This is a genomic window from Chromobacterium sphagni, assembly GCF_001855555.1.
Taxonomy (GTDB): domain Bacteria; phylum Pseudomonadota; class Gammaproteobacteria; order Burkholderiales; family Chromobacteriaceae; genus Chromobacterium; species Chromobacterium sphagni.
In genome coordinates, this window is record NZ_MKCT01000061.1 from 112,728 (window position 1) to 128,104 (window position 15,377).

The 15,377-nt window shown below is 65.2% G+C and carries 16 protein-coding genes; all 16 read left to right on the plus strand.

What is annotated here, in order from left to right; translation table 11 throughout:
- The first annotated feature begins 2 nt into the window (after nucleotides 1–2).
- The 16 genes from BI344_RS18680 to BI344_RS18755 all read left to right on the plus strand — a co-directional run bounded on the left by BI344_RS18680 (nucleotide 3) and on the right by BI344_RS18755 (nucleotide 15,352).
- A complete protein-coding gene (locus BI344_RS18680; protein ID WP_071114414.1) occupies nucleotides 3–1,307 on the plus strand; it encodes a nucleotide sugar dehydrogenase in 1,305 nt (434 codons plus the stop codon).
- 3 nt (nucleotides 1,308–1,310) lie between these two features.
- Nucleotides 1,311–1,892 carry a YdcF family protein gene (locus BI344_RS18685; protein WP_071114316.1) on the plus strand — a complete coding sequence of 194 codons (582 nt, stop codon included), beginning with the start codon at nucleotides 1,311–1,313 and terminating at the stop codon, nucleotides 1,890–1,892.
- On the plus strand, nucleotides 1,893–2,951 hold the full coding sequence (locus BI344_RS18690; RefSeq protein ID WP_071114317.1) for a Gfo/Idh/MocA family protein: 1,059 nt from the start codon (nucleotides 1,893–1,895) through the stop codon (nucleotides 2,949–2,951).
- A 61-nt stretch (nucleotides 2,952–3,012) separates the two neighbouring features.
- Complete coding sequence (locus tag BI344_RS18695) at nucleotides 3,013–3,549, plus strand: DUF4337 domain-containing protein (RefSeq protein WP_071114318.1); 537 nt, start codon at nucleotides 3,013–3,015, stop codon at nucleotides 3,547–3,549.
- Nucleotides 3,550–3,565: 16 nt separating this feature from the next.
- Complete coding sequence (locus BI344_RS18700) at nucleotides 3,566–4,132, plus strand: acyltransferase (RefSeq protein WP_071114319.1); 567 nt, start codon at nucleotides 3,566–3,568, stop codon at nucleotides 4,130–4,132.
- 58 nt (nucleotides 4,133–4,190) lie between these two features.
- Nucleotides 4,191–5,288, plus strand: coding sequence for a DegT/DnrJ/EryC1/StrS family aminotransferase (locus BI344_RS18705; RefSeq protein WP_071114320.1), 1,098 nt, complete (start codon nucleotides 4,191–4,193; stop codon nucleotides 5,286–5,288).
- A 5-nt stretch (nucleotides 5,289–5,293) separates the two neighbouring features.
- Entirely contained in the window at nucleotides 5,294–6,565 is a 1,272-nt protein-coding gene (locus BI344_RS18710; RefSeq protein WP_071114321.1) for a lipopolysaccharide biosynthesis protein, read from the plus strand.
- Nucleotides 6,562–7,143, plus strand: a complete 582-nt coding sequence (locus tag BI344_RS18715; protein WP_071114322.1) for an acyltransferase — start codon at nucleotides 6,562–6,564, stop codon at nucleotides 7,141–7,143. Before BI344_RS18710 ends, BI344_RS18715 begins: the two co-directional genes overlap by 4 nt.
- On the plus strand, nucleotides 7,136–8,218 hold the full coding sequence (locus BI344_RS18720; protein ID WP_071114323.1) for a glycosyltransferase: 1,083 nt from the start codon (nucleotides 7,136–7,138) through the stop codon (nucleotides 8,216–8,218). Before BI344_RS18715 ends, BI344_RS18720 begins: the two co-directional genes overlap by 8 nt.
- Before the next feature lie 3 nt (nucleotides 8,219–8,221).
- Complete coding sequence (locus BI344_RS18725) at nucleotides 8,222–9,331, plus strand: glycosyltransferase family 4 protein (protein ID WP_071114324.1); 1,110 nt, start codon at nucleotides 8,222–8,224, stop codon at nucleotides 9,329–9,331.
- A complete protein-coding gene (locus BI344_RS18730; protein WP_071114325.1) occupies nucleotides 9,328–9,756 on the plus strand; it encodes a hypothetical protein in 429 nt (142 codons plus the stop codon). The genes BI344_RS18725 and BI344_RS18730 overlap by 4 nt, the downstream gene beginning before the upstream one ends.
- A 1-nt stretch (nucleotide 9,757) precedes the next feature.
- On the plus strand, nucleotides 9,758–10,990 hold the full coding sequence (locus BI344_RS18735; protein ID WP_071114326.1) for a glycosyltransferase family 4 protein: 1,233 nt from the start codon (nucleotides 9,758–9,760) through the stop codon (nucleotides 10,988–10,990).
- A gap of 184 nt (nucleotides 10,991–11,174) precedes the next feature.
- Nucleotides 11,175–12,338 carry a DegT/DnrJ/EryC1/StrS family aminotransferase gene (locus BI344_RS18740; RefSeq protein ID WP_071114327.1) on the plus strand — a complete coding sequence of 388 codons (1,164 nt, stop codon included), beginning with the start codon at nucleotides 11,175–11,177 and terminating at the stop codon, nucleotides 12,336–12,338.
- Entirely contained in the window at nucleotides 12,335–13,003 is a 669-nt protein-coding gene (locus BI344_RS18745; protein WP_083370294.1) for a sugar transferase, read from the plus strand. The genes BI344_RS18740 and BI344_RS18745 overlap by 4 nt, the downstream gene beginning before the upstream one ends.
- Nucleotides 13,000–13,470 carry a GNAT family N-acetyltransferase gene (locus BI344_RS18750; RefSeq protein ID WP_071114328.1) on the plus strand — a complete coding sequence of 157 codons (471 nt, stop codon included), beginning with the start codon at nucleotides 13,000–13,002 and terminating at the stop codon, nucleotides 13,468–13,470. Before BI344_RS18745 ends, BI344_RS18750 begins: the two co-directional genes overlap by 4 nt.
- 1 nt (nucleotide 13,471) lies before the next feature.
- Entirely contained in the window at nucleotides 13,472–15,352 is a 1,881-nt protein-coding gene (locus BI344_RS18755) for a polysaccharide biosynthesis protein (RefSeq protein ID WP_071114329.1), read from the plus strand.
- The last annotated feature ends 25 nt before the right edge of the window (nucleotides 15,353–15,377 follow it).

Below are 15,377 nucleotides of genomic sequence, written 5' to 3' on the forward strand. Positions count from 1 at the left end.
TGATCAAGCAGCAACTGCTCAATCGTATCGCGGACAAATCCGCTGTGATCGGCATCGTGGGCCTGGGCTATGTCGGCCTGCCCCTGATGCTGCGTTTCGCCGAAGTCGGCTACAAGGTGCTGGGTTTCGACATCGACCAGAGCAAGGTCGATGCCCTGATGGCCGGCAAAAGCTACATCGAGCACATTTCCGCCGACAGCATCGCCACCGCGCTGGAGCGCGGCTTCGAGGCCACCACCGATTTCAGCCGCGTGCCGGAAGCCGATACGCTGATCCTGTGCGTGCCGACGCCGCTGAACAAGTACCGCGAGCCGGACCTCAGCTTCGTGCTGGACACCATGGACAGCCTGGTGCCCTACCTGCGCGAAGGCCAGCTGGTATCGCTGGAGTCCACCACCTACCCGGGCACCACCGACGAAGAGCTGCTGCCGCGGATGCAGTCGCGCGGCCTCAAGGTCGGCGACAACGCCTTCCTGGTGTTCTCGCCGGAGCGCGAAGATCCGGGCAACCCCGACTTCACCACCCGCACCATTCCCAAGGTGTGCGGCGGCGTCACCCCGGCATGCCAGGAAATCGGCGTGGCGCTGTACAGCGCGGTGATCGACAAGGTGGTGCCGGTATCCAGCACCCGCGCCGCCGAAATGACCAAGCTGCTGGAGAACATCCATCGCGCGGTCAACATCGGCCTGGTCAACGAGATGAAGATCGTCGCCGACAAGATGGGCATCGACATCCACGAAGTGATCCGCGCCGCGGCCACCAAGCCGTTCGGCTTCGTGCCCTACTACCCGGGCCCGGGCCTGGGCGGCCACTGTATCCCGATCGACCCGTTCTACCTGACCTGGAAGGCGCGCGAATACGGCGTCAACACCCGCTTCATCGAGCTGGCCGGCGAAGTGAACTCCAATATGCCGGACTATGTGGTGTCCAAGGTGGCGGCCGCGCTGAACCAGCGCAAGAAATCCATCAACGGCAGCCGCGTGTTGGTGCTGGGCATCGCCTACAAGAAGAACGTCGACGACATGCGCGAAAGCCCGTCGGTGTTCCTGATGGAAAAACTGCGCGACCTGGGCGCGGAAGTGGCGTACAGCGACCCGCACGTGCCGGTGTTCCCGAAGATGCGCGAACACAAGTTCGACCTCAAGAGCGTGGCGCTGACGGCGGAAACCGTCGCCGGCTACGACTGCGTGCTGCTGGCCACGGACCATGACAAGTTCGACTACCCGATGTTGAAGGCCAACGCCCAGCTGCTGGTCGATAGCCGCGGCAAGTACCTGGAACCGGCCGGACACATCGTCAAGGCCTGATCCATGTGGCAGCGTTTTCCCCGTCTGGGCGCATGGCTGGCGGTGCTGGGTGGTTTCAGCCTGCTGGCCGTGCTGACACTGGTCCCGTTGGTGCGCTATTCCAAGAGCTTGCTGGTGGCGGATGCGCCGCAGCAGCGGGCCGACTGGATCGTGGTGCTGGGCGGGGAGAGCGGACAACGGGTGATTGGCGCGGCGGAATTGTTTCATCAAGGCCGCGCGCCGTTCGTGTTTGTCAGCGGCGAGGGCGATTGTCGGCTGATCGTCAAGCGGCTGGTGATGGCGGGCGTGCCGCGAGCGCGCATTGGCTACGAATGCCTGTCGAAAAGCACGTACCAGAATGCGCAGTTCACCCGGCATTACCTGGCCGCGCAGCAGCCCAGGCGCATCACGCTGGTGACTTCCTGGTTTCACTCGCGGCGCGCGCTGGAGACTTTCCGCCGGGCTTGGCCTGAAGTGGACTGGGGCATGCATATGGTGTATCCCGGCGACGACCTGTACCACAGCCTGGCTATCAATGAAGCCGGCGCGGTGCTGTCCGAATATTTGAAGATACTGGTGTATTCAGTACGTTATTGGACCTTCTGAATGTTAGTGACTCCTCCGATTACCGAGCGCAAGATCCGCTTCGCCCTGGTGGGCTGCGGCCGCATCGCCAACAATCATTTCGGCTCGCTGGAAAAGCACGCCGACCGCGCCGAGCTGGTCGACGTCTGCGACATCGATCCGGTTGCGCTGGCGGCTGCGGTTGAACGCACCGGCGCGCGCGGCCACAGCGACATGAGCGCGATGCTGGCGCAGACCGACGCCGACATCGTCATCCTCACCACGCCGTCCGGCCTGCATCCGCGCCAGAGCATCGAGTGCTCGGAAGCCGGCTTCCACGTGATGACCGAGAAGCCGATGGCCACCCGCTGGGAAGACGGCCTGGCAATGGTGAAGGCCGCCGACAAGGCGCAGAAGCACCTGTTCGTGGTCAAGCAGAACCGCCGCAACGACACGCTGCAGCTGCTCAAGCGCGCGATGCAGGAAAAACGCTTCGGCCGCATCTACATGGTCAACGTCAATGTGTTCTGGACCCGTCCGCAGGAGTATTACGACGCGGCCGGCTGGCGCGGCACCTGGGAGTTCGATGGCGGCGCCTTCATGAACCAGGCCAGCCACTATGTCGATCTCTTGGACTGGCTGATCGGCCCGGTGGAGAGCGTGCAGGCCTACACCGCCACGCTGGCGCGCAACATCGAGGTGGAAGACACTGGCACCGTCAGCGTCAAGTGGCGCTCGGGCGCGCTGGGCAGCATGAACGTCACCATGCTGACCTATCCGAAGAATCTGGAAGGCAGCATCACCATTCTCGGCGAAAAAGGCTCGGTTCGGGTCGGCGGCATGGCCGTCAACGAGATCCAGCACTGGGACTTCGCCGAGCCGCACCCGATGGACGACGAGATCAAGAACGCCAGCTACGCCACTACCAGCGTCTACGGTTTTGGCCATCCGCTGTATTACGACAACGTGATCAAGACCATGCGCGGCGAAGCCACGCCGGAGACCGACGGCCGCGAAGGGCTGAAGTCGCTGGAATTGCTGATCGCGATGTATCTGTCGGCCCGCGATGGCCGCCGCGTCAGCCTGCCGCTGGATTATTGATTCACCCGACGGCCGGACTGCCATGCGCAGGCCGGCCTTGCTACATCGAAGCATTACCGTCATGGCCGAAGAGAAGAAAGAACCCTGGTTGAATTACCTGGCGCTCACCACCGTCATTCTGGCGGTGTGCGCCACGCTGTCCACTTTCAAGGGCGGCGGCTTTTCCACCCGCAGCGTCATCGCCCAGGCGCAGGCGTCGGACCAATGGGCCTATTATCAGGCCAAGGGCATCAAGGGCAATCTGTACGAGATGGAGCGCGACCGGCTGCAGTTCGAGCTGGACAATCTGCCGGCCGGCGCCGGCGCCGCGCAGCGCCAGCGCTACCAGGCGGCCATCGATCAGGCGGCCAAGCGCGCCGAGCGCTACGGCGCGGAACGCAAGGCGATAGAGAAGAGCGCCCGCCAGTTGGAAGACGAACGCAACCAGGCGCAGCGCCAGGGCAAGCCCTTCGGCATGGCGGTGATCTTCCTGCAGGTGGCGATCCTGATTTCGTCGATCGCCGGCCTGTTCAAGCGCAAGCGGATCTGGCTGACGGCGCTGCCGGTGGCCGGCCTAGGCCTGGTGTATTTCGCCGACGGCTTTTTCCTGTTTTTCTGATTAGAGGCTTCGCACCATGGAATACACAGTCCACAGCTCCGCCATCGTCGATGCGGGCGCCCAGATCGGCGTCGGCACCCGCGTCTGGCACTGGGTGCATATCTGCGGCGGCGCTCGGATCGGCGCGGGCTGCTCCTTCGGCCAGAACGTGTTCGTCGGCAACGACGTGCTGATCGGCGACAACGTCAAGGTGCAGAACAATGTGTCGATCTACGACGCGGTGACGCTGGAGGACGACGTGTTCTGCGGCCCGTCGATGGTGTTCACCAATGTCAACAATCCGCGCAGCCACGTCAACCGCAAGAACGAATACCGCCGCACCGTGGTGAAGAAGGGGGCGACCATAGGCGCCAACGCCACCGTGGTCTGCGGCCACACGGTGGGCGAGTACGCCTTCATCGGCGCCGGCGCGGTGGTGACGCGCGACGTGCCAGCCTACGCGCTGATGGTGGGCGCGCCGGCCAAGCGCATAGGCTGGATGTGCGGTTGCGGCGAGCGCCTGCCCAACGACATCGGCACCCACACCTGCGCGGCGTGCGGCATCCATTACGAGGTCGGCGGCAACCACTGCACGCCGGTGTGAGTTTTAATCCGGGCGGCGGCGTTTGCCGGGCCGCCGTCATTCGAATATTGAGAAGACCATGTCCATCCAGTTTATTGATCTGAAAGCGCAGTACCAGCATCTGAAAGCCGACATCGATGCCCGCATCCACGCGGTGCTGGACCATGGCCAGTACATCATGGGGCCGGAAGTGAAGGAACTGGAGCAGCAATTGGCGGCCTATACCGGCGCCAAGCACGCCATCGGCGTTTGCGATGGCACCAAGGCGCTGTTGATCGCGATGATGGCGCTGGATATCGGCCCCGGCGACGAAGTCATCACCACCCCGTTCACCTTCATCGCCACCGGCGAAATGATCGCGCTGTTGGGCGCCAAGCCGGTGTTCGTCGACATCGACCCCATCAGCTACAACCTGGACCCTAAGCTGCTGGAAGCGGCGATCACCCCGCGCACCCGCGCCATCATGCCGGTCAGCCTGTACGGCCAGGCGGCCGATTTCAGCGCCATCAACGCTATCGCCGAAAAGCACGGCATCGCGGTGATCGAGGACGGCGCGCAAAGCTTCGGCGCCGGCCAGCACGGCAAGAAATCCGGCAATCTGTCCACCATCGGCACCACCAGCTTCTTCCCGAGCAAGCCCTTGGGCTGCTACGGCGACGGCGGCGCCTGCTTTACCAACGACGACGCGCTGGCGAAGAAGATGCGCGAAATCCGCATCCACGGCCAGGACCGCCGCTACCACCACCCGATCATCGGCATCAACGGCCGCCTTGACACCATCCAGGCCGCAGTGCTGCTGGCCAAGATGCCCAGCTTTCCCGACGAAGTGGCCGCGCGCGAGCGAATCGGCGCGCGCTACAGCGAGCTGTTGCAAGATGTGGCGCGGGTGCCGGTGATCGGCGCGGGCAATACCCACGTCTACGCCCAGTACACCATCGAAGTCGACAATCGCGACGCGGTGCAGGCGGCGCTGAAGGAGCTGGGCGTGCCCACCGCGGTGCATTACCCGATTCCGCTGCACCTGCAGCCGGCCTTCGCCCACCTGGGACAGGGCGAGGGCTGCTTCCCGCTGGCGGAAGCCGCCGGCAAGCGCGTGATGAGTCTGCCGATGCACCCCTTCCTGGACGAAGCCACCCAGGATGCGATCGTGGCGGCGGTGAAGAAGGCTCTGGGTTGAGGGGGATGCTGACGCTGGCCTCCCTGCGCATGCCCAAGAGCGGCTTCATCCGCCACATCATCACCCTGGTCACCGGCGCCGCCGTGGCCCAGGTGGTGCCGCTGCTGGCGTCGCCCTTGATCACCCGGCTGTACAATCCGCATGAAGTGGGCATCCAGACCGTCTACGTGTCGTGGATGTCGACGCTGGCGGTGCTGGCGACCGCCCGCTACGAGATGGCCATCGTGCTGCCGGCAGACGACAAGCGCGCCAGCAACCTGATGGGGCTGTCGCTGCTGTGCGCCAGCGCGCTGGCGCTGCTGATCGGCCTGGTAGTGCTGCTGGGCGGCCATTCCCACATCGCCACCCACCTGGGCGCGCCGGAGCTGCAGGCCTGGCTGCTGCTGCTGCCCTTGTCGGTGTGGCTGGCCGGCCTGATGCAGGCCTGGACCAATTGGAACAATCGCCACCGCCGCTACCAGGCCAACGCCAACGGCCGCATGACGCAGTCGCTGGGCATGGCCGGCACCCAGGTGCTGGCCGGCTGGCTGGGCGCCGGGGCCGGCGGCCTGATTCTGGGCCAGTTGGCGGGGCAGATCGGCTCGCTGCTGTCGCAGGCTTGGGCCGATCTGAAAACCCGTTGCGGTTGGCGGCGCGACATCAGCCGCCAGCGCATGCGCGAAGCCGCCATCGCCTACATCGAGTTTCCCAAGATCAACGCGCCGCATGCGTTGAGCACGGCGATGCTGGATTCGGTCACGCTGGTGGTGCTGGCGATGCTGGCCAGCACCTCGGCCGTCGGCTATTACGGCCTGATGATGCGGGTGTTGAAGCTGCCGGCGGCGCTGATCGGCCAGGCGGTGGCGCAAGTGGCCTACCGCGAGCTGGCGGAGGCGCGCAACCTGGGCAAGCCGCTGCGTCCCATCCTGCGCAAGATGATGCTGACGCTGTTCGGCATGGCGATGTTTCCCTTCCTGGTGATCCAGATCTTCGGCGAGCCGCTGTTCACGCTAGTGTTCGGCCGCAACTGGGCGGAAGCCGGCCGCTACGCCGAGGCGATGTCCTTGTTCATACTGTTCCATTTTGTCGCATCACCGCTGGGAATGGTGCCGCCGGTGATCAACCGCCAGCGCTTCGCCTTCCTGTTGTCTTTGGTGCAGGCGGTGCTGTTTCTGGGGTCGTTGTGGCTGGGTTTCCGCATCTGGCAGGATGCGGTGCCCACTTTTCAGCTGGTATCCGTAGTGATGGCCGGCTATTTCATTGCATATTTCACCTGGCTCTACAAGGCGGCACGATGAACTGGAATGGAATCTTCAGCCGCATCCGCTTTCGGCTGTCGGCATGGGTGCGGCCGCGCATGGTGTACGGCTTTCACCGTGGCGACGGCGTCTTCCTCAAGCGCACCCGCGTCTCCAACATGACGCGGGTCGAGCATATCGACAAGCTGATGGTGGAGGACAATGTCTACATCGGCCACTTCAACCTGATCGACGCCTCCGGCGGCCTGTTCATTGGCGAGGGCTGCCAGATCACCAATTACGTGTCCTTGCTGACCCACTCCAGCCACGTCGCCATCCGTCTTTATGGCCGCGAATACCTGGACCGCGGCGACCACGCCGGCTATCTGAAGAAACCCACCGCTCTGGGGCGCTACAGTTTCGTCGGCCCGCATTCGGTGCTGATGCCCGGGGTGGCGCTGGGCAAAGGCAGCATCGTGTCGGCCTACAGCTTCGTGGCGGCCGGCGACTACCCGGACTTCGCCATCCTGGCCGGCAATCCGGCCAAGGTGGTGGGCGATACCCGCGACATGGACGCCGAATGGCTGGCGCTGCATCCTGACCTGCATCCGCTGTACGAGGCCTGGGCCGATGACTGAACGGATACGCCGCCTGCTGGTGGTGGGCTCGGCCTCGGTGCACACCTGGCGCTTCCTCGCTGGCATTGCGCCGCATGTCGACGAGATCTACCTGGCTTGCAACGACGAAGCGCCGGCCGAGCGCCGGCCGGCCAATCTGAAGGGCGTGCTGCGCGTCGACTTCAGCCTGAAGGCGCTCGCCATAGCCGGCCGCCTGCGCCGCTGGATCCGCGAGCTGCAGCCGGACATCGTCCATGTCCACCAGGCCAATAGCGTGGCCTGGCATGCGCGCCGCGCGCTGCGTGGCATCGACATCCCGATGCTGCTCACCGCTTGGGGCTCGGACGTGCTGTTGCTGCCGCAGCAAAACCGGCTGATGCGGGCGATGGTGCGCGGCAACCTCAAGGCCGCCGCCGCCGTCACTTCCGATTCGCTGTACATGGCGGCCAAAATCCGCGAGCTGGCCGGCGACTGCCGCATCAAGCTGCTCAATTACGGCATAGACGCTTTGCCGGCCGAGCCAGATCCGGCCGCCAAGAAGCGGCAGGTGCTGTCCTGCCGGCTGCACAAGCCCCTGTACCGGATAGACGCGATCCTGCGCGCTTGGCAGGCGGTGGAGCAAGATGGCCGTTTTAATGACTGGAGTCTTGCCGTGGCGGCCAACGGCAGCGAAACCGAGGCGCTCAGGCAGCTGGCGCGCGGCCTCAAGCTGCGGAATGTGGAATTCGCCGGCTTTGTCGACAGTCAGACATTGGGCAGGCTGTACGCCGAATCGCGGGTGTTCGTCAGTGTGCCGCGTTCCGACGCCACCAGCATCAGCCTGTTGGAGGCGATGGGCCATGGCTGCCTGCCGCTGCTGTCCAATCTGCCGGCCAACGGCGAATGGGTGATAGACGGCCTCAACGGCGTCATCGCCGAGGACGTGGGTCGGCTGGGCGGCGAACTGCTGCGGGCGATGGCGTGGTCGGCCGACGACGGCGCCCTGCGCGGCATCGCCGAGATGAACCGCGGCCTGGTGGCGGCCAAGGCGCTGCACCAGGCCAATATGGCCGGCTTTGCCGATTTGTACCGCGAGCTGGCCGCAGACAAGGTTTGAAAAATGAAAATAGCCCACCTGACTTCCGCCCATCCGCGCCACGACATCCGCATTTTCGTCAAGGAATGCTGCACGCTGGCGGCTGCGGGCTTTGATGTGACGCTGATCGTCGCCGACGGCCTGGGCGAGGAAATCCGCGGCGGCGTGCGCATCCACGACGTCGGCCCCAAGACCGGCGGCCGCCTGTCGCGGATGACCGGCACCGTCAAGCGTGTCTACCAGGCGGCGCTGGCGCTGCGGCCGGACGTGGTCCACTTCCACGACCCAGAGCTGATTCCCGCCGGCGTGCGCTTGAAGCAGGCCGGCATCAGGGTAGTGTACGACGTGCACGAGGATGTGCCGCGGCAGATCCTGGCCAAGCACTGGATACCGGGCGCGGTGCGCCCCTTGGTGTCCGGCGGCTTCGAGACGCTGGAAGACTGGGCGGCGCGCCGCTTCGACGCCATCGTCACCTCCACCCCGCACATCCGCAAGCGTTTCGAGAAACTGGGCGCCAACGCGCTGGATGTGTGCAACTTTCCCATTCTGGCCGAGCTGGTGCGCGACACGCCGTGGGACAGCCGCCGCAACGAGGTGTGCTACATCGGCGGCATCAGCCGCATCCGCGGCATCGAGCCCATCGTCGCCGCGCTGCCGGACACGTCCACCCGCCTGAACCTGGCCGGGCCGTGGAGCGAGAGCGACCTGAAGGCCAAGGTGACCGCCGAGCCCGGCTGGGCGCGGGTGAACGACCTGGGCATGCTGGACCGCAAGGGCGTGGCCGAGGTGCTGGCCAGGAGCAAGATAGGCCTGGTGACCTTGTTTCCCACGCCCAACTACGTCGACGCGCTGCCGATCAAGCTGTTCGAATACATGGCTGCCGGCATGCCGGTGATCGCCAGCGACTTCCCGGTGTGGCGCGAGATCGTCGACGACGCCGGTTGCGGCGTGCTGGTTGACCCGCAGGATGCCGCCGCCATCGCATCGGCCATCAACGCGCTGCTGGCGGACGAAGGCCGGATGCGGGCGATGGGCGAAGCCGGCAAGCAGGCTGTGCTGAACAAGTACAGCTGGGCGGCGGAAGGCGAGAAGCTGGTTGGTTTGTACCGCCGGCTGGAAGAGGGCGCCAAATGAAGCTGCGCGCGCTGCTGTTCCCCTTGCTGCTGGTGCTGGCGGCGGCCCTGTTGCTGTTCCAGTTGAATCGTTCCATGGCGGGCATTGCCGCCACGCCGCCGATGATCGCCGTGCATCTGATGTTGGCCGCGCTTCTGCTGCTGCCGCTGTGGCTGAACAAAGCCTGGCTGGGCAGGAAGCTGGCCGATGCCGGTTGGCCGGCGCTGCGCGCGCAAGGTAAGGTCCGCTTCATTCTGATTTATGGTGTGCTGGGCAGAGGCGTGCCGCTGACGCTGTTCGTATTCGGCATGTCGTCGGTGGCCCAGAGCAAGCCGGCGCTGGCCATGGGGCCAGCGCTGCTGTTCTGGCTTTTAATGGGCGGCGTGTTCGCCAGCAGCCAGTGGCGACAGCTAGAGCGCGCCAACCAGACTCAAGACAAACAATAATATGCGCATTCTCTATATCAACCACTACGCCGGCAGCCCGCGCCACGGCATGGAATTCCGCCCCTATTATCTGGCGCGCGAATGGGTGAAGGCCGGCCATCAAGTAAATATGCTGGCGGCGGACGTGTCGCACCTCAGGCAGCTGCACCCGCAGTTCGCCGGCAAGTATCACGACGAGGACATAGACGGCATCCGCTACACCTGGTGCAAGACCCGTCCTTACGAGGGCAACGGCGTCGGCCGGGTGCTGAACATCTTCAGTTTCCTGGCCCGGGTGATGGGCCTGTCCGGCCGATACTTGAAGCAGTGGAAGCCGGACGTGGTGATCGCCTCGTCCACCTATCCGCTGGACACCGTCCCGGCGGCGTGGATCGCCGGCAAGACCGGCGCCAGGCTGGTCTACGAAGTGCATGACCTATGGCCGCTGACGCCGGTGGAAGTGGGCGGCATGTCGAAGAAGCACCCCTTCATCCGCCTGCTGCAGTGGGCGGAAGATTTCGGCTACAAGCGGGCCGACACGGTGGTGTCCATGCTGCCCTGCGCCAAGGACTACATGATGGCGCACGGCATGGCCGCGGAAAAATACGCGGTGGTTCCCAACGGCGTGGACGTGGGCGAGTGGCAGGGAGATACGCTGGCATTGCCGGCCGAGCACAGGATGCGGCTGGCTGAACTGAAAGCGCAGGGCCGCTTCGTCGTCGGCTATGCCGGCGGCCACGGCCTGGCCAACGCGCTGGATTTCCTGTTGGAGGCCGCCGCGCAGCTGCAAGGCACGCCGATCAGCTTCGCGCTGGTGGGCGATGGCCCGGACAAGGCGGCGCTGGCGGCCCGCGCCGCCGAGCTGAAACTGGATAATGTGCTGTTCCTGCCGTCCATCGCCAAGCGCAGCGTGCCCAACTTCCTGGCCGAATGCGACGCGCTGTACATAGGCTGGCGCAAGCTGCCGATCTACCGCTTCGGCATCAACCCGAACAAGCTGTTCGACTACATGATGGCCGGCAAGCCGGTGATCCACTCGGTGGAGGCCGGCAACGACATGGTCAAGGACGCCGGCGCCGGCATCAGTGTCGGCGCGGAAGATCCGTCCGCCATCGCCGACGCGGCGCGGCGCATGGCGGTTTTGCCGCTGGCCGAGCGCGAACGGATGGGCGCGGCCGGCAAGGCCTATGTGCTGGCCAACCACGATTACGCGGTGCTGGCGCGGCGTTTTCTGGCGGCGGTGAGGCTGTCGTAGGGCGGAAGCCCGCTGTGCGGGCGTTCCGCCATTGTCGTTATGGATGAAGTTGAGGCGGAATGCTCCGGTGGGGCTTCCGCCCCGCGGGATGGGCAAAAGATTTTGCGAGCCGTGCGCGTGATCGCGCGCGGCGACGAATATGGACGGCGGCCATCGCGGCCGCGCAAAGACGAAGGACTGAGAAATGAGCGAACAAAAATTCCTGCCGTTCGCCTTGCCGGACATCGGCGAGGAAGAGATCAACGAAGTGGTCGACGCGCTGCGTTCCGGCTGGGTCACCACCGGCCCCAAGACCAAGCAGTTCGAGGCTGACTTCGCCGCCTTCCTGGGCGACGGCGTCGAGGCTATCGCCGTCAACTCCGCCACCGCCGGCCTGCATCTGGCGCTGGAGGCCATCGGCATCCGCGAGGGCGACGAGGTGATCGTGCCGTCCTACACCTTCACCGCCACCGCCGAAGTGGTGCGCTACCTGGGCGCGCACCCGGTGTGCGTGGACGTGGACGCGGCGACGTTCAACATCCGCCCGGCCGCCATCCGCGCGGCAATCACTGACAAGACCAAAGCCATTATCCCGGTTCACTTCGCCGGTCTGGCCTGCGAGATGGACGAAATCATCGCCATCGCCCGCGAGCACGGGCTGAAGATCGTCGAAGACGCCGCCCACGCCATGCCCACCTATTACAAGGGCAAGCTGGTCGGCACGCTGGATTCCGACGTGACCGTGTTCAGCTTCTACGCCAACAAGACCATGACCACCGGCGAAGGCGGCATGGTGGTGTCGAAGAACAAGGACATCATCGCCAGATGCAAGGTGATGCGCCTGCACGGCATCAGCCGCGACGCCTTCGACCGCTACGTGTCCAAGACTCCGGCCTGGTTCTACGAAGTGGTGGCCCCGGGCTACAAGTACAATATGCCGGACACCGCCGCGGCGATGGGTATCCATCAGCTGAAGAAGATCCGCGGCTTCTATGAAAAACGCGAAGCCATGGCCCAGCGTTTCGACCGCGAACTGGCCGACCTGCCGCTGATCCTGCCGGCGCGCGCCAAGGACCAGGGCAGCAACCACGCCTGGCACTTGTACCCGGTGCGGATCAAGCCGGAGGCCGGAATCAGCCGCGACGACTTCATCGCCCAAATGGCGGAGAAGGGAATCGGCTGCTCGGTGCACTTCATCCCGCTGCACCGCCAGCCGGTATGGCGCGACGGCTACCAGCTGACCCGGGAACAGTTCCCTGTGGCTGATGCCGCTTTCGAGGCCGAAGTGACGCTGCCGCTGTACACCCGGATGACGGACGAAGACCAGACCCGCGTCATCGCCGCGGTGCGAGAGATTCTCGGCGCATGAGCGAGCGGGGCAACGACAAGGGCGGCCAGCTGTTGCCGCCCTGCTGCGGGCCGCGCCGCCATGGCTCGCGGCTGGCGAAGCGGCTGTTCGACCTGGCGGCTTCGGCCTGCGGCCTGCTGGCACTGGCCTTGCCTTTGTTGCTGGTGGCGCTGTGGGTGAAGCTGGATTCGCCCGGACCGGTGTTCTTCCGCCAGGTGCGGGTGGGCCGGAATGGCACGCTGTTCCGCATCCACAAGTTCCGCACCATGCAGGTGAATACCGAGCAGCTGGGCCAGTTGACGGTGGGCGCGGACAGCCGCGTCACCGGCGCTGGCCGCATCCTGCGCAAAACCAAGCTGGACGAGTTGCCGCAACTGCTCGACGTGTTGTTCGGCGATATGAGTCTGGTGGGGCCGCGGCCGGAGGTGCCCAAATACGTGGCGCATTATCCGGACGAGGTGCGCGACATCGTGTTGTCGGTGCGGCCCGGCATCACCGACTGGGCGTCGATCAAGATGATCGATGAAAACGAGATACTGGGCCGCGCCGCCGATCCGGAGCGCGCCTACATCGACGAAATCCTGCCGCAAAAGCTGGCTTACTGCGTGCGCTACGCCGAAACCCACAGCCTGACGGGCGACATCCGCATCATCGTCGCCACCCTGATGAAGATCGTGACCCGATGATCACACTGAGAACCGCCCGCCAAAACGACGCCGATGCGCTGGCGGAGATTTATCTCGGCTGCCGCCGCGACATGCGTTACGCGCCGCTCATGCATAGCGACCAGGCGGTGCGGCAATGGTTTGCCGGTGTTCTGCTGCCGGCGGGAAACGTGTGGCTGGCGGAGCGGGACGGCGCGATCGCCGGTTTTGTCGCCTGTTCGATGCAGGATGGCGCGCTGTGGCTGGATCAGCTCTACATCCGCCCCGGACTGCAAGGGCGCGGCATCGGTCGCGCGTTGTTGGACCATGTGTTGCGGCAGGGGGCGGCTGTCTGTCGCCTGCATGTGTTTCAAGCCAATCCGGGCGCGCGCCGTTTTTATGAAGCGCATGGTTTCACATTGCTGAGCCTGGGCGATGGCCGGGATAACGAGGAACGCTGTCCGGACGCGCTGTACCAGTGGGTACGCGTGCCGGCGGGGAATCAATAACATGTTTGAAAAACTGCTTTCCTTCTCCAGACACAACAAGATGGCGCTGTTGGCGTTGATGGACGCGCTGCTGCTGCCGCTGGCCTTGTGGTGCGCGGTGTTTCTGCGTCTGGGCGGCTACTGGGACCCCAAGCTCAATCCGCACCTGTGGATCTTCATGGTGCCGCCCCTGTGGGCGATACCCATCTTCATCAAGTTGGGCCTGTACCGCGCGGTGCTGAAGTATCTGGACGACAAGATCATCGTCACCGTGTTTTTGGGGGTGACATTGTCGGTGCTGGTATTGCAAGGCGTGATCCAGATGTTCGCCATCTGGGCCATGCCGCGCGCCGCGATCATCATCTTCTGGGTGTTCGCGATGGCCTATATCGGCGGCAGCCGCTTCCTGTTGCGCGGCCTGGTGCGGCGCATCGACGTGGTGGACGCCCCGCGCGAGCATGTGATCATCTACGGCGCCGGCCGCGCCGGGGTGCAGCTGATGCTGGCGCTTCAGGCCGGCCGCGAATACCGGCCGATGGCCTTTGTCGACGACAACCCCGAGCTGCGGCGCCGCACCTTCCGCGGCGTGGCGGTGCACGCGCCGGAGGAGCTGCCGCAACTGCTCAAGGACACCGCCGCCAAGTGCATCCTGCTGGCGATGCCGTCGGTCAGCCGCGGCCGCCAGCGCGAGATACTGGAGTCGCTGGAGCGCTTGCGGGTGCCGATCAAGCGCCTGCCCGGCATGGCCGACCTGGTGTCCGGCGAGGCGCGGGTGGAGGAATTGAAGGAAGTGGAGATCGAGGACCTGCTGGGCCGCGATCCGGTGCCGCCCAAGGCCGAGCTGTTGGCGCGCAACATCAAGGGCCGGGTGGTGATGGTCACCGGCGCCGGCGGCTCCATCGGCTCCGAACTGGTGCGCCAGATCGCCCGCAACCAGCCATCGCGCATCGTGCTGTTCGAGCTGTCGGAATACGCGCTGTACGCGATAGACCAGGAGCTGGCGCAGCTGGCGCCGGCCATCCCGCGCACGCCCATCCTGGGCTCGGTGATCGATTACGACAGGCTTAGCCAGGTGATGCGCGCGTTCAAGGTGGAGACGGTGTACCACGCCGCCGCCTACAAGCATGTGCCTATGGTGGAGCACAATCCGGTGGCCGGCATCGTCAACAACGCCTTCGGCACGGATACCACCGCCCGCGCCGCCGAGGATTGCGGCGTCGACACCTTCGTGCTGATCTCCACCGACAAGGCGGTGCGCCCCACCAATGTGATGGGCGCCACCAAGCGGCTGGCCGAGCTGACGCTGCAGACCCGCCACGCCCGCGGCAGCCGCACGCGCTTCGTGATGGTGCGCTTCGGCAACGTGCTGGGCAGCTCCGGCTCGGTCGTGCCGCTGTTCCGCCGCCAGATCAAGGCCGGCGGCCCGATCACGCTGACCCACGCCGACATCACCCGCTACTTCATGACCATACCCGAAGCGGCGCAGCTGGTGATCCAGGCCGGCGCGATGGGCGACGGCGGCGACGTGTTCGTGCTGGACATGGGAGAGCCGGTGAAGATCATCGACCTGGCGCGGCGCATGGTGCATCTGTCCGGCCTGGAGGTGAAGGACGAGCGCCATCCCAAGGGCGACATCGAAATCCGCATCACCGGCCTGCGTCCGGGCGAGAAACTGTACGAGGAGCTGCTGATAGGCGACAACGTGCTGGCCACCGACCACGCCCGCATCATGCGCGCCCAGGAATACCACCTGAGCGCCGACGAAATGGCTTCGCTGCTGCAGCGGCTGCGCGATGCCTGCCAGCGGCTGGACGCGCCGGCGGCCTTCGCGCTGATGCAGCAGGCGGTGCACGAGTTCCGCGCCGCCGAGGCGACGCAGGACTGGGTGACGCTGCAGGGCTGAGTCTCGTTACCGGTCCCAGGCGCAA

Coding starts and splice junctions, on each gene's coding strand:
- BI344_RS18685 (WP_071114316.1), top strand. CDS start 1,311: ATGTGGCAGCGTTTTCCCCGTCTGGGCGCATGGCTGGCGGTGCTGGGT.
- BI344_RS18690 (WP_071114317.1), top strand. CDS start 1,893: ATGTTAGTGACTCCTCCGATTACCGAGCGCAAGATCCGCTTCGCCCTG.
- BI344_RS18755 (WP_071114329.1), top strand. CDS start 13,472: ATGTTTGAAAAACTGCTTTCCTTCTCCAGACACAACAAGATGGCGCTG.
- BI344_RS18735 (WP_071114326.1), top strand. CDS start 9,758: ATGCGCATTCTCTATATCAACCACTACGCCGGCAGCCCGCGCCACGGC.
- BI344_RS18700 (WP_071114319.1), top strand. CDS start 3,566: ATGGAATACACAGTCCACAGCTCCGCCATCGTCGATGCGGGCGCCCAG.
- BI344_RS18720 (WP_071114323.1), top strand. CDS start 7,136: ATGACTGAACGGATACGCCGCCTGCTGGTGGTGGGCTCGGCCTCGGTG.
- BI344_RS18750 (WP_071114328.1), top strand. CDS start 13,000: ATGATCACACTGAGAACCGCCCGCCAAAACGACGCCGATGCGCTGGCG.
- BI344_RS18715 (WP_071114322.1), top strand. CDS start 6,562: ATGAACTGGAATGGAATCTTCAGCCGCATCCGCTTTCGGCTGTCGGCA.
- BI344_RS18705 (WP_071114320.1), top strand. CDS start 4,191: ATGTCCATCCAGTTTATTGATCTGAAAGCGCAGTACCAGCATCTGAAA.
- BI344_RS18730 (WP_071114325.1), top strand. CDS start 9,328: ATGAAGCTGCGCGCGCTGCTGTTCCCCTTGCTGCTGGTGCTGGCGGCG.
- BI344_RS18695 (WP_071114318.1), top strand. CDS start 3,013: ATGGCCGAAGAGAAGAAAGAACCCTGGTTGAATTACCTGGCGCTCACC.
- BI344_RS18725 (WP_071114324.1), top strand. CDS start 8,222: ATGAAAATAGCCCACCTGACTTCCGCCCATCCGCGCCACGACATCCGC.
- BI344_RS18710 (WP_071114321.1), top strand. CDS start 5,294: ATGCTGACGCTGGCCTCCCTGCGCATGCCCAAGAGCGGCTTCATCCGC.
- BI344_RS18745 (WP_083370294.1), top strand. CDS start 12,335: ATGAGCGAGCGGGGCAACGACAAGGGCGGCCAGCTGTTGCCGCCCTGC.
- BI344_RS18740 (WP_071114327.1), top strand. CDS start 11,175: ATGAGCGAACAAAAATTCCTGCCGTTCGCCTTGCCGGACATCGGCGAG.